Below are 14,694 nucleotides of genomic sequence, written 5' to 3'. Positions count from 1 at the left end.
GTCAAAATTAGGAAACAAATTTTAAAACTTTTTAGGACTAATACAAATACAAACCTTTCTTACGTTCCAAACAAACGGAAAATGTAGTTGTATTATTTGGCTGAATGATAATAAAAAAAGGCTTCCCTGTTTAGGAAAACCTTTATTAAACTAACCAACAGACTAAGAACTTTTTGTTACCAGTCTCTCTTTTCATTTAAAAGTAAATACTTCCGATTCAGTGCGTGCAGATTTTATCAGTTCCAGAAGTTCTTTTACAATCTCAGGATGTTCATCTGCCACATTGTGTTCCTCGCCAATATCTGTTGAAAGGTCGTACAATTCAGTGGTTGTTTTTTCAGGATTAAGTACTTCGTAACGAACCAGTTTCCAGTCGCCTTTGCGAATCGCTTTCCTCCCGCCTTTTTCATGAAACTCCCAGTACAAATAATCGTGTTCTTTTTGTTCTCCCTGGTTTAACAGGGTGGGAAGAAACGAAATCCCGTCAATATTCCCCGGGACTTCAATTCCCGCAATATCCGCCACTGTTGGCATTACATCCCAGAAAGCTGAAATGTGACCACTTTTTGTTCCTGCTTCAATTTTTCCAGGCCACCATGCTATCATCGGTTCACGGATTCCTCCTTCATACAAATCGCGTTTGTAGCCCTGTAACGGACCATTGCTGTCAAAATAATCCGGGTCAGCTCCGCCTTCCAGGTGAGGCCCGTTGTCGGAACTAAACATTACGATAGTATTATTTTCCAATCCCAGTTCTTTTAGTTTGGCCAGTACTTCGCCTACCTGCTGGTCTAAAAGTGTTACCATGGCGGCAAATGCGGCATGACTTTCTGCTTGTGTGCCGTAAGCTCCGTTCCTAAAGTTCTCATCTCCGGGCTCTGCGCCTTTAAACTCTTTTTCAGGAAGAAACTGCCCCCGAAACTCAGCCAGGTTTTCTTCGGGTAATAACAACTCGGCATGTGGAATTACATTCGGATAAAAAAGAAAAAATGGCTTGTTCTTATTTTTTTCAATAAACTGCAAAGCTTTTTCGTGAATCAGCTCAGCGGCATAATCTTCAAATTTATCCCCCTGGTTTCCTTCCAAGATAATTTTGGTTTGGTTGTCCCATAAATATGAAGGATAATAGTTATGTGCCAATCTCTGGCAATTGTAGCCAAAAAACTCATCGAATCCCTGGTTGTTGGGCTCACCTTCAGAGCCGGGGTAACCCAGGCCCCATTTTCCAAAACCACCGGTTACATAACCGGCCTGTTTAAGCATCTCGGCAATGGTAAACGTGCCATCAGGAATGGGCCACTGTCCTTCGGGCTGAACTTCTTTGTTCCCCCGGATAGGCGTGTGCCCGGTATGCTGCCCGGTCATCAGCGATGAACGTGAAGGGGCACAGACAGTTGTGCCGGCATAATGCTGGGTAAACAACATTCCCTCGCTCGCCATTTTGTCGAGATTGGGCGTTTGAAAACGGCTTTGACCGTAACAACCCAAATCGCCATAACCCAAATCATCGGCCAGAATGTAGACGATATTGGGCTGGGAACTTGTTGTTTCATCGCCGGTTTTTGACTGCTTATTGCATGAATTTAAAAGAAATATTCCGGATAAAATTAGAATTACAAACTTTGTTTGTTTGATCATGGTGTATTGATGAATGTAATTTTTGAAAATATTGAATCATAGAAGGATAAAAAAAGCTAAGTATGAATTTTTCAAAATTGTGAATGAATTAATACTTAGCTTTTATTTATTTTATTTCCAATTGTCTTTTTGTGTTAAAGTGGTATTGATGTCTAACTCATCTTGTGGAAACGGCCATGGTAAGTCTGTTGAACTGTACTGTAAGCTAAATACAAAATAGTGCCCATTTGGGCCGACAGGAAATCTGTCGTAGTTATCCGGATCATCAGTTAATTTTATTCCGTACATCGGTTTGTCACTTAATTTATCAGTTGCTTCACCCCAACGGTTGAGATCCCAGTATCGGAGTCCTTCCCATGCCAATTCAACTCTTCTTTCACGTTTTAAAATCTCCATCAATTTTGTTGCGTCAGTTTCAGTTACCGAAGGCATCTGAACAGCTTCTCTGCCCCGAACAGCATTAATGGTTAAATCAAGCAGACTTTGATCAATCGTTGTGCCCTCATTTATTTTACACTCAAGATAACTCAGTAATATTTCCGCATAACGAATAATCGGAATATCTACACCTGAACTATATACATCGCCGGTATATTCGTTATCCACATATTTTTGAAGACAATAACCTGTCATTCCCGCATCGTAGGTAAAAACATCTCCAACAACCGAAGTTGAATCGGGATGACCATGATAAACTCTTCCGTTGATTGTTGATATTCCCGGATAGAAAATTGTATAAAGAAGGCGGGGGTCTCTGTAGTTTACTCCATCTTTTACCACAGGTGACTGAGGATCATAAAGTTCACTTTCCTCTATTGTTTTTCCGTCGGTACACAAATATGCATCAACCAAACTTTGGAAAGGATTCATATGATGCCAGCCTCCGTCAACACTCGGACGATAATACAGTTGAGTGGAATTGGCGATCTCTCCCGCCAAATATTTTCTTGAAAAGATGATTTCGCTGCTCTCTTCGTTTTTCCCGTTAAAAAGCTCTGAATAAAGCGGATCAATTTCATGAACACCAAGGTCAATAACAGCTTTAAATGCGGTGGCTGCTTCTCCCCATCTTTCTTCAGCCATGAGTAAACGTCCTTTTACACCTAAAGCAGCAGCCCTGACAATCCGGCCATGCTGATCGGAAGATCTTGTTACAGGAAGATCGTTTGTTATTGCTTCCAGTTCGCTCAACACAAAATCCACAATATCTGATTTTGAGGAAGTGTTAATGGTAATTGATTCTTCCATTGTAAGAAGTTTTGTTACCAATGGAACACCACCCCAATATTGAGACATGTTGAAATATGCAAAAGCTCTCAAAAAACGTACCTCAGCTATCATTTCCGCTTTTGTTCCGGAATCCATATCCTCGATTGTTTCAATGTTTTCCAGAAAATAGTTACATCCTGCTATTTCTTCGTAGGAGTTGTTCCACAGGCTCTTCACTTCAGAAGAAGATGGGTTTAAGTTGCCGTAAATTAAAAACGATTGGTTGGGTTTTCTATCAATCCCGTTATCCGTATTGTCATCAAACTCACAGATGTGATCAGCATTGCTCCAGGTGTTCGCCTTATTATAAACTCCTGCCAATGCAAGTTCTGCATCTTCGGGAGTGGTCCAGAAGTTTTCTGTTGAGAGTTGTGAAAGTGGTTGCTTATCCAGAATACCTTCCTCACACGAGGTGAGAAAAATAAAAGAAATAAACAAAGAAGCTGTTATTAATTTTATATATGTTTTCATAATTATCTATTTAAAAATTAACATTTACACCTAAAATGTATGTTCTCGACATTGGATAGTGAACACCTTCACCAGTTTGGACATTTAGCTCAGGATCCCAGCCATCAAAGAAGTTGTCAAATGTGAACAGGTTTCTACCGGCAAGATATATTCTCATTTTATCCACTTTTAAAGCGTTGGTTACTGCTTCCGGCATGTTATATCCAATTTGTGCCGACCTGACTTTTAAGTAGGATGCATCCCACGCCCAATATGTAGATATGTAGGAGTATGGTTCGTTGTTGCCACCACCATGAAGGTAAAAACGTGGATAAATGGCATTGGGATCCGGGTCTTCTTTTGTCCACCGGTTATCCCACATCCATTGCTGCACATTCGATTTGTTCGCAAATGCACGTCCGGCCATGTTGTTGAGGTATCTTCTCATTCCTCCGGCGCCATCAAACGTAACTGAAAAATCAAACGACTTATAATTTGCACTAATCCTTGCTCCGTAATTGTATTTTGGAGCAGTTTGTCCGATAACACTTCTGTCATATTCCGGGTCAACTTTTCCGTCAGGAACTCCATCCGGGCCACTGATATCTTTATATTTAATATCACCCGGAACAGGATCGTATGGCTGAGTTGCAGAATTCTGAATGTCTGCTTCGTCAACAAACAAACCATCGGCGGTATAACCATATATTGCATTTAGCGGTTCGCCAATGAAAAGTCCTTTTGAAATGTCTTTTTCCACATCGCTTAACTCAAGTACTTCTGTATGAACAAAAGAGAAATGGGGCGCAATGTCAAATGAAAAATCTCCAAATTTTTCTTTATAACTCAGATTAAAATCCCAACCTGAATTTTTTACTTTGCCCGCATTTGAAGGAGATGCATTTAGTCCGAGAGTACCTGCTGTTGTAATTGAATAGAGAATGTCACGTGTCGTTTTATCATAATAATCTGCAGATATGCTGACTTTTCCATCCAACACTGCGAAATCTAATCCAATATCAGAAATTGCTGTAGTTTCCCAGGTTATACTCTGATTTGCTACTGTATTGAGAACAATTCCGGCATTTACGTTATTGCCCCAAATAGCGTTATTGCCCGAAGACAAAATAGCCTGATAAGGATAATTTCCAATTTGCTGATTCCCCAGTTCTCCCCACGACCCACGTAGTTTCATGTTGTATATCCAGGGAAGACTCTCCTTTATGAAATTTTCTTCAGATATTCTCCATCCAAATGAGAATGAAGGAAACATACCGTATTTGTTGCCTTTGTCGAATCGCGACGAGCCATCGTAGCGAACATTTGCCTCAAACAGATATTTGCCAAGGTAGTCATATTGAATTCTTCCAAAATATGAAACAAGTCCCCATTCTGAGGCACCTCCTGTATTTTTTTGATTTTCAGAACTTCCCGCATCCAACTCGAACAGTTCATTGGTAGGGAATTGATCGCGGTAGGCAGTTAAGTACTCATATTTACTTTCAATCTGAGAATAACCGGCCAAAGCACTTATGGAATGATTTCCAAAGTTTTGTTCATATTTTACTAGGCCTTCCAGTGTTAATTCTCTTCTCGTATTCCATTCCACATCCAGTTTTGCAGGTCCTGCATAAGTTGTTGCATCAATTTGCTCATCAGCGGCATAAAGCTTATAGTTGGTATGGTCAAACACATATCCGCCACGGACAATTATTGTTAAAGGATCTAGTAATTTATATTCCAGGTCAGTATTGGCGATAAAATAGTAATTACGCTCCAGTTCATTTGATGTTGCGTCAATGTCTGCCCATGGAGAACCCTTATCTACACGTCCGTAATATCCTTCTGAGGTACGACCTGCAATAGACGCCGGCATTCTTGCAATTCTGGTTACAACACGCATCGTTGTGCGATCGCCTGTTGCTGCTGCCGGACCTTTTTCGTCGTCAGCTGTACCGGCAATATTTGCAATTAATTTTAGTTTTTGGGTTATTTCACTGTCGATGTTTAACCTGATGTTATATTTGTTATAATAGTTTAGAAGGTTATCTCCGTAGTTGTCGTAAAGGTTATTTTGCAAAAGACCATCGTTTCTGAGATATCCGACTGAAAAACGATAAGTTGTTGTTGAATTTCCTCCCATAAGAGAAATATCGTGTTTTGTTTGATAAGCTATATTATCAAAGGCCATTTCATAATGTTTATCATTGGGATAATTATCATGATCTGTTCCGTCTCTGAATTTTTGGATGTCCTCTTCAGTATAAATAGCACCTTGTCCTGCATTGGTCAATGCTTCGTTGTACGCGAGAGCATAATTCCACGAGTCTACAAATTTAGGCAGGTCAGCAAGTTCACTAAAGCCAACTGAACCGTTATACGTTACTTCTGTTTTCCCCTTCGTACCTCTCTTTGTTTGGATTAAAATTACTCCATTTGCAGCTCTCGAACCATAGATAGCCGCAGAGGCGGCATCTTTTAAAACAGAAATATTTTTAATATCGTTTGGATTTACAGCATCGAGTGAACCAGGGATACCATCAACTAAAACCAGTGGATTATTTCCGGCATCACTAAATGTTCCGAATCCCCTTATGTTAATTGATGTTGAACTGCCCGGCTGGCCGTCTGACTGCCGGATAGAAATTCCACTCATTTCACCTTGTAAAGCTTGTCCTACCGAAATAATTGGTTTATTCTCCAGTTGTTCACTGCTTGCCGTTTCCATTGAACCTGTTACATTTTCTTTTCGTTGTGTTCCATAACCAATGGCCACCACTTCTTCAATGCCAATTGCATCCGTTTTCATTGTGACGCTTAATGTTGTTTGGTTACCTACTTCGATTTCCTGTGAAATCATTCCAACAAACGAAAATATTAAAGTTGCATTTTCCGGTAAGTCAGAAAATGAAAAACTGCCGTTTACATCCGTTACGGTACCTTGCGACGTACCTTTGACCATAACGGTTACGCCGGGTAATGGTTGACCTGTGTCGTCAAGTGCCTTTCCTTCAACCTTTTCCTGCTGGCTTCCGTCGGGCGTAATAACAATGAGATTGTTTTCCATTATTTTATACGTTACTTCCGACGCATCAAATAATTCATTCATTATTTCATGAATAGATTGATTATTGATGTTGAATCCAACTCGGCGGTTCAGATCCATAAATTTTTCGTTGTAAAAAAATCGAAATTCACTCTGGTTTTCAATTTTTGAAAGAACCTCTTTTACAGTGTTGTTTTTCGATTCCACCGTTAAACGCGTTTGTGAATAAACCGTCGCCGATAGTTGCAAAACACAAAACAAGGTCAGAAACATAGTTAGCTTTGTCATAAGCATAAGTTTTATAAAGTTCCGATTGAGAGGACGGAACAAGCCAGTACAAAATTTTTTCATAAATTTGAATTGTTAAGTTTTAAAATAGGTTGTTCCATACTGCGAATATGAAACAACATTAGTTAACACATTTCAATTGGGAGATCTTTAGCGAGATCTCCCAATGTTTTTAATTGGTTTAGATCTATTCCATAAGTAAATTTTTGAATTTTTCGATTTTTTTGCCGTCTGCCATAATATAAACTGTTTTGCCGTCCACAACGTATTTTATCGGGGCCGCAAAACTTATTGCTGTTAAAATCTGTTCCAGGGTTTCATCTTCCAAAGTACCACCAAATGAGTATTCTTTCAGGATTTCGTTATCGAAAATAACATTAACATCATAGCGCCGTTCGAGTTTTACAGATAATGAACCAAGTTTCTCGTTACTTATTATCCATCGTTTTTCTTTCCAGGATACAATAGGAACCGGGTCAATTTTCTGAATAATCTGCATAGATGGTTTGGCTGCGACTGTTTTTTCTCCCTCTTTTTCACCGGTAGTGTTTCCAACAATATTCAGAGATTGTTCTTTTTTTGTAAATACAGCTTTTTCGTTTGTTTTAAGAACAAGGTTCTCCTGAAGTTTTACAACGCTACTTTCCAATTTCACCGAACCCTCCAAAAGTGTGGTTTCAATGGTTTTTTCTTCTTTATATGCTTTTATATTAAATTTTGTTCCGAGGGCAGTAACACTAATTTCGCCCGTATTTACTATAAACGGAAGACTTTTGTTTTTAGCCACTTCAAAAAAAGCTTCACCTGAGAGCTGAATGTCTCTGTTGTGTGTTCCAAAATTATTCGCATATTTAATTGAAGTTCCTGAGTTTAACCAAACTTTACTGCCATCGTGTAGTTTTACATATGAGCGCGAGCCCAAAGGGGCAACATACTCCACAATTTGGGATGCAACATCAGATGGGGTTGTTTTTGTATTTAAGAAATAAAATCCTGTGCCTCCTGCCAACATCGAAACAATTACAATTGCGGCAATTTGAATCCAACGTTTCCAATGAAACGGGTTTTTATTTTTATTGTGAAGCTGCACTTCCAACTCATCCCAAACTGACTGAACGTCTATCTTATCATCGATAACAGGAAGACGGCTGGCTTGCCAAATATCAGAAAGCTGATCAAGAAAAAATTTATGTTCCTGACTTTTCTCTAACCAGTTTTTTAAAGTCGATGAATCAGACTCATTAAAGTTGCCTGATAAATAATTGATCAGAGCTTCTTTCTCGCAGTTTGATATAAATAGTTTATCTTCCATATAGGTCTCTGTTATAATGACACATTTTTTTGGGTTTGGTATTACAGACGATGTCAAATTATTTTAAAAAATAAAAAAAAATAGTTGTGATTAGGAATGGTATTGCTTCTTTTATTTTTTTTAATGCTCTGTATATTTGTGTTTTAACTGTTCTTTCCGAGATGTTTAATTTTTCTGCAATTTTTTTATGAGGAAGCTCTTCAAAACGACTTAATTTGAAAATTTCGCGACATTGCTCAGGCAGTTTGTCCACAATTTCAAGAATCTGTCCTTCCATTTCGCTGGCAAGTAAATTTCCAATGGGATAATCCGGAGTAAAAGGTTGTTTTTGTTTTAATTCAATTAGATACAGATTGTCGGAAGGAATTTCCGGATTTTTCTTTTTTTGTCTTTCCAGGTAATTCAGACAAAGATTATGGACTGAGCGAAAAAGGTATCCGGAAAGTGAAGTTTTTATTTCAATTTTTTCGCGATTTTGCCAAAGATTAAGAAAAAAGTCTTTTACCAGGTCTTCGGCGGTTTCAAGCTGCCGCGTGTAGTCAAATGCATAGGTACACAAACGCGTGTAATATGTTTTAAAAACGAGTTCAAAAGACTTTTGGTTCCCTTTTTTTAATGATTCGACTAATTCTTTTTCAATCCCGGTCATTGTTTGTTAGCAAAAGAGGGCGAAAAATAGGTGAAAAATTTTCAGAAACAAAATAATGAACACACAAAGAACCGGTCTGTCAATTATTCTTTCGGCAGACCGGTTCTTATTTAAAAGCATTTGGTATAAACGCAATTCTTTTATGGAAATAGTTATACTGATTCGGGCGAGGGAATATCAAATCCTGCATTTCGTGGGTCTCGAAGCAAGCGGTTTGCTTCAGTTGAATAATCGCCGACAAAGTGTTCTGCTTCTCCATCAAATCTTAGCCATGGTCCAACAATATATTCAGCCTGATCTTGCGGAACACCCATTCCATCAGAAGCAATATCATGGATTTTCATAAATTCCCGGAAAGCAAGTTCGTTATCACCAAATCTTCCGGCGCGTGCATTGAAAGGAACTTTTTCACCCAGGCGGTAGGAGATATTCATTAAATGCCCAAGCGTACAACTGTAGTGTGCATCGTACATTGTTCCGTTTGCCATAGATGGATCGTTTGCTTTGCAAGCTGTGATGAAGCTTTGCCAGTTCCCTCCCGGAGTAATTTTTACTTCTTTAATCGGAACATTGCGAGCTTGACTTCCGTTGCTTGAAATGTATTCTCCGTCCCACAATTTTCCGCCATCTTCAAAATAGAAGCGGTTGGTTACTTCCCGCTGGTAGCCTTCGTGGTTCACATTTCTTACATTAAAAAATACATACTGTCCATTGGAAAATTCAGCCAAAGCAAACATGGTATTAGGAGTTTCACCCTGGTCGCCCCATTTGAAGCGCCCGCCGATTGCCATTACCCGCACCGGATGCGTGTTTTCAACTTCCGAATCAAGTGCCCAGTAAGCAACATCGAGTTGGTGCGTTCCCTGATTATTTAGTTCTCCGTTTCCAACCGGCCAGAACCAATGCCAATTATAATGAACCAGATTTTTATGAAAGTTGTTTACAACGGCAGGTCCTTTCCATAAATTCCAGTCTAAATCAGGCGGTGGTGTTGACGGCGGTTCAAATCCTATTCCTTCGCGGGGTTTACACGCAAAACCATGAGAAACTAACATTTTGCCATATTTCCCCGACCGGATATCGGAAACCTGTTTAGCCCAGTCGTCGCTACTTCTTCGTTGAGTTCCGTGTTGAACCACAATTCCGTATTTCTCGGCTGCTGCAAGCGCAACACGACCTTCATAGATGTCATGACTGGCAGGTTTTTCAACGTAACAATGTTTTTGCGCCTGAGCAGCCCAAATGACCATTAGTGAGTGCCAATGATTTGGTGTTGCGCAGGAAATCGCATCAATGTTTTTGTCATCAAGCACCGTTCTTACATCGGTAACTCCTTTTATCGCAGAGCTTGAAGCTATTTCGTCTTTAACCAGATTCACCCTTTCATCGAGTATTTTTTTATCCGGATCAACCAAATAGGCAATTTCTACATTGTCGAGTTTGCCAAATCCGTTGATGTGGCTTTTGCCCCTGCCATTTACTCCGCAAACTGCTATCCGAAAACGATCGTTGGCACCCATAATTGAAGCATAAGATTTTGCACTAAATCCCATTCCTCCAATTGTGATTCCTGCTGTTCCAAGAATACTTTTTTTAATAAAATCTCTACGTTGTGTCATTTTTGAAGTTAGGTTTATTAATAGTTTAGCATTAAAATCAGATTCGTTATTGGCTAATGAAACTACGAAATATTTTTAATATTAAAAATTGAAGAGTCAAATAATAACTATTCTACCCGGTTGTACCCATTGCATTAGCAATGGCATTTACCGAAATTAACAGTTGCTGAAGGAGTAAATCTTCTTCAGCAGAATGATTATTGTTTTTTCTCCATTTTTTCATTTTTCGTATCTGATATTCATGCAGAACATCTAAAGCCTCAGCACGCAAAGCAGTAGAAAAATAATGATTTTTTCTGCGTTCCTCCATTGGTCGTCCGAGTAGTTCCTGCATCAGGATTCGTGTTTTTTCCAACTCGTCTAAAAGAAGATTCAGAATGGTTTCTTTTGTTTTTTTATTTTCAACCAGTTCGGCATACATTTTCATTATTCTTTCATCGGTACTTGCCAGGCTGGTGTCGATATTTGTAAGAACGTATCTTACAAAATGATTTGTTTTGATTAGTTTTTTTAAACTGTTGTATTTCTCCGGAAAATTATTTTGCATCTTTTCCAGTGTTGAGCCAACTCCATACCAACTGGTAATATGAAATCGAGCTTGTCCCCAGCTAAAAACCCATGGAATGGCTCTTAAGTCGGAAAAGGTTCGTTTGCCGGTTCTTCTTGCCGGCCTGGAACCAATTTTACTTTGTTCAATAACATCAATAGGTGTAGCTTGTTGATAAAATTCAAGAAAATGTGGGTTGTTAAGCAGTTCATTGTACACAATGTAGCTTTCTTTTCCCATAAACTCCAAAATTTCTACTACTTCGCTGTCAATCTCTCTGTCGAGTTTATGAAGCAGTGTATTAAGGGTATCACCGGCCAGCGCCAATTCAAGATTGTAAACAGCATTTATTTTGTTCGCAAATTTTTTTTCGATGGTTTCACCCTGTTCTGTAATTTTGAATTTGCCGGAAAGTGTTCCATGTGGTAATGACCGTAAAAACCAATGGACGGGTCCTGCTCCCCGGCTGATAGAGCCGCCTTTGCCATGAAAAAATTTTAATTTTATTCCATATTTGTTGCCAACTTCGGTGAGCTCTTTCTGAGCTTTGTACAGGTACCAGGAACTGGCCAGGATTCCACCGTCTTTGTTACTGTCGCTGTAGCCAATCATAATTTCCTGCACTTTTTGCCGGCGGTTATTTATTTTTTGCTGGTACTCCAAACTGTCCTGCACTTCGGGGAAACTGAAATATTCTTCCATTATTTTGGGACTGGCAATTAAATCGTCGATGGTTTCAAAAAGCGGAACAACCGGAAGTTTCAGTGTTAGGTTATTTTCGTAAACGGTAAGACCGGCCTCACGCGAAAGAATGTAAACCATCAGCAAATCCGAAACATCGCGGGTCATACTCACTATCAGACTTCCCAATGCAAATGAGGAATACTCCGAGATATGATTTTGCAGCACCTTAAAACATTCGAGTGTATTTTTGGCTTCAGTGGGGAGATTTTCCCAATCGCGTAAAAACGGACGGTTAATTTTTAATTCTGAAGATATTAACTTCATTTTTTCATCCGGAGCCATTTCAAGTGGCATTACTTTACCCGATTTTGAAGCATTATAAATTTGTACCAGTGACTTTTCGTAGTAACTGCTGTTTTGCCTGATATCAAGTTCCGCCAAATGAAATCCAAAAACACGAACCATTTGGATTGTATCGTTAACATTGTTGTAAGCCAGACTTGAGTGAGCAGAATCAATAAGAGCATTTCGCAAAATTTCCAAATCATTTATCAATTGATGCGAGTGGCGATAACTTCCCTTGTTATCCGTTAATTCAAAAAGCTGGGCTCTGCCAATATTTATCGGAAGTTTTTGAATAAGCAGAAGTACAAAAAGTTTGTATGCTTCGTGCCGGTTAGCTGTAACACTTGATTTGGTTTCTCCTCCCAATTCTGAAATTATTTCCTTTGTTCTATCGGAAATTTTTTCGGGAAGATTTTCCAATTCAATATAAAAACTAAGATTTTCTGCCAGTTTTAATAATTCATTTTTAAGTACCAAAAAAGAATTTAGCCTCAGTTTTAGCAGGGTTGATTTTGTTACATTTGCTGTTACCAGTGGGTGACCATCCCGGTCTCCTCCTATCCAGTTGCCAAATTTAAGCTGAGGAAATTCGTTTTTTTGAACCAATTTGTTCGTGTCAAATCCTGCAAATTTCCATCCCCGTAAAAGTCGTCGGTTTAGAAGACCAACCGTTTCAGGGAAAACGTTAACAAAGTAGTGTATAACATTGTCTAATTCGGTTTCTATATTGGGTTTTTCGCGATAATACTCATCGATATGCCAAATTGAATGAATGATTTTTTTTATTTCATTTCGGTTTTCCTCTTTTTCATAAGAGTTATACATCGAGTTTTCGCGTTTTACAAGAAGCAAATAGAGCTCTCTGTATTTTTTTATGACCACCGGCCGTTTGGCTTCCGTTGGGTGGGCGGTTAACACCGGTTGAACTTCAATCTCGTTAAAAGTATCTGTGATTTCATTTTCAGAAAACCCGTTTTCTTTCAAAATTTCCAGACTATTGCTCCAGAGTCCGTTAATGGAATTCAGGTTATTATTTTCTTCTGTTTTTCTTCTGTTTTGAACAGCACCATTGGTTTCAGCCAAATTAAGCAACTGAAAACATACCGAAAACAACTGGAAATGTTTTTGCGTAAATTCCATGTTTTCGTATGTACAGCTGTCGCAAATCCAGGGAATAATGTTTGCCAGTTTATTCTCGTTATTTTCAATTAGAACTTCTTTAAAACAATGTAGTAAAAATTCAAGATCGTGATAGGGTTTCCCCAATTGGGTTTTTAGAATTTCGAGTTGAGTCATAAACTAAAATTAAAGCCACTTTTAAAGATACGTCACTAAAAAGAGGAATCAAAAAAATAATTTTCCATCTTTTGTCCTGAAGTTTAACAATTGTACCGGAAGTATGTTTCAAAAGGAATTTGAGGGAGTACCAACCCGTTTGAATTTTCAGGTATCATATTAGTCCTGCTGACGAGCATTTGATTTTGAGAGTTCGTTGTTTACCCGGTCGAAAATCATTTTAAACCAAACAGTATATTTTTCGGGATAGAACTTTATATCGGCTTTTATATCATCAAAACTCAAATATTGCCATTCATTTACTTCATTTTTGTTAATTTTTGGATGCTTATCGGTAAACCCAATAAAAACATGATCCAGTTCATTTTCTGTTAATTCATTATCGAGAGATTCTTTATACCTAAACCAGAAGATTTCTGTTAAGTTGGTTGTTAATCCCATTTCTTCTTCCAGTCTCCTTTGAGCTGCCTCCATATTCGTTTCACCCGGAAACGGATGACTGCAACATGTATTGGTCCACAAACCGTTTGAATGGTACTTGTTCAGAGCCCGGCGTTGTAAAAGCCATTCTCCTTTCGAGTTACAAATAAAAACCGAAATTGCACGATGCATTAACGCTTTCCGGTGAGCTGCAAGTTTTTCCGAAATCCCGGTTTCATTGTCATTTTCGTCAACAAGTATTACAAAATCTTCTCTTTTTTTTGTCATGCTGTTTTTAAGTTACACTTATTACCCTGAGGACTATGGTGTGGTTTATTCAAAAAAAACCTCCCCAAAAAATTCAGGTCGGTGATAGTCCGGGTTTTTAGTTTTAATGGGATTCCACGTAACATAATGAGGTTCGGAAGTATCTTCTCCACATTTGTAAAAATTAGCGCTTGCTTTTAATCCGTTCAGGGAGTTTATATTACTGTATGCAAGACATTCTTTTGGAATCCGAATCATCATTTCCCACTCAAATTTGCCTGTTTTTTCTTCAAAAGGTTGACTTCCCAATGAAGATGTAATTTCTATTTTTTTTATGATTTCCGGATCTACAAATTTGCGGTTGCCTCTCCCTGCACCAAAAGCAAGGTGAATTGTTCCAATACAATTAAATTCAAAATTGTAGTAGTTTTCACCGTCGGCAGAAATAAAAAATTCAACACAACTGTCTTTATAAACATCGCCGTTGGTTCTGGTTTCTTTTGCCAAAATGTATTTTTCAACTACATAATATTTAAGCCATATTTCGTTTTGAATGTGGCCGATGCGAAAAGAAACCTTAGGTTGATAACTAAACTCCTCCCAGTTTACAGTACTGATAAAGTTTGAAACGGTTTGTTTTTCCAACAGGTTTTCTGCTTCACTTAAAGAAACAGGCCGATTTATTTTTAATTGTTTGATAAATAATTCCTTCATAACATTTGTTTTTTGTAAAGGTAAAAAATAGATCTTTTTTGTGCTTTTTCTCAATCAGAAATTAATCTCTCAAAGAAAAACTAAATTGTTAAGTTATCTTCCCGGTTTGATTTTGTCCATCCCGTTTTTTATTTTCCTTGTTATATTTGA

9 protein-coding genes are annotated in these 14,694 nt (G+C 38.4%); all 9 read right to left on the bottom strand.

What is annotated here, in order from left to right; translation table 11 throughout:
- Positions 1–192: 192 nt before the first annotated feature.
- Complete coding sequence (locus tag GM418_RS01745) at positions 193–1,638, bottom strand: arylsulfatase (protein ID WP_158862543.1); 1,446 nt, start codon at positions 1,636–1,638, stop codon at positions 193–195.
- A gap of 111 nt (positions 1,639–1,749) precedes the next feature.
- On the bottom strand, positions 1,750–3,378 hold the full coding sequence (locus tag GM418_RS01740; RefSeq protein ID WP_158862541.1) for a RagB/SusD family nutrient uptake outer membrane protein: 1,629 nt from the start codon (positions 3,376–3,378) through the stop codon (positions 1,750–1,752).
- A gap of 10 nt (positions 3,379–3,388) precedes the next feature.
- Positions 3,389–6,691, bottom strand: coding sequence for a TonB-dependent receptor (locus tag GM418_RS01735; RefSeq protein WP_158862539.1), 3,303 nt, complete (start codon positions 6,689–6,691; stop codon positions 3,389–3,391).
- A gap of 187 nt (positions 6,692–6,878) precedes the next feature.
- Entirely contained in the window at positions 6,879–8,003 is a 1,125-nt protein-coding gene (locus tag GM418_RS01730; RefSeq protein WP_158862537.1) for a FecR family protein, read from the bottom strand.
- A 58-nt stretch (positions 8,004–8,061) separates the two neighbouring features.
- Entirely contained in the window at positions 8,062–8,652 is a 591-nt protein-coding gene (locus GM418_RS01725; protein ID WP_158862535.1) for an RNA polymerase sigma-70 factor, read from the bottom strand.
- A gap of 152 nt (positions 8,653–8,804) precedes the next feature.
- Entirely contained in the window at positions 8,805–10,271 is a 1,467-nt protein-coding gene (locus GM418_RS01720) for a Gfo/Idh/MocA family protein (RefSeq protein WP_158862533.1), read from the bottom strand.
- 112 nt (positions 10,272–10,383) lie between these two features.
- On the bottom strand, positions 10,384–13,143 hold the full coding sequence (locus GM418_RS01715) for a phosphoenolpyruvate carboxylase (protein ID WP_158862531.1): 2,760 nt from the start codon (positions 13,141–13,143) through the stop codon (positions 10,384–10,386).
- 159 nt (positions 13,144–13,302) lie between these two features.
- Complete coding sequence (gene idi, locus GM418_RS01710; protein ID WP_158862530.1) at positions 13,303–13,851, bottom strand: isopentenyl-diphosphate Delta-isomerase; 549 nt, start codon at positions 13,849–13,851, stop codon at positions 13,303–13,305.
- Positions 13,852–13,896: 45 nt separating this feature from the next.
- Positions 13,897–14,544, bottom strand: a complete 648-nt coding sequence (locus GM418_RS01705; protein ID WP_158862529.1) for a carbohydrate-binding family 9-like protein — start codon at positions 14,542–14,544, stop codon at positions 13,897–13,899.
- Positions 14,545–14,694: the final 150 nt, after the last annotated feature.

Origin of the sequence: Maribellus comscasis (assembly GCF_009762775.1) — a bacterium.
In the GTDB taxonomy this organism is placed as follows: Bacteria; Bacteroidota; Bacteroidia; order Bacteroidales; family Prolixibacteraceae; genus Draconibacterium; species Draconibacterium comscasis.
The sequence above is the reverse complement of the archived record's forward strand: the minus strand, read 5'-3'. Positions and strand labels throughout refer to the sequence as shown.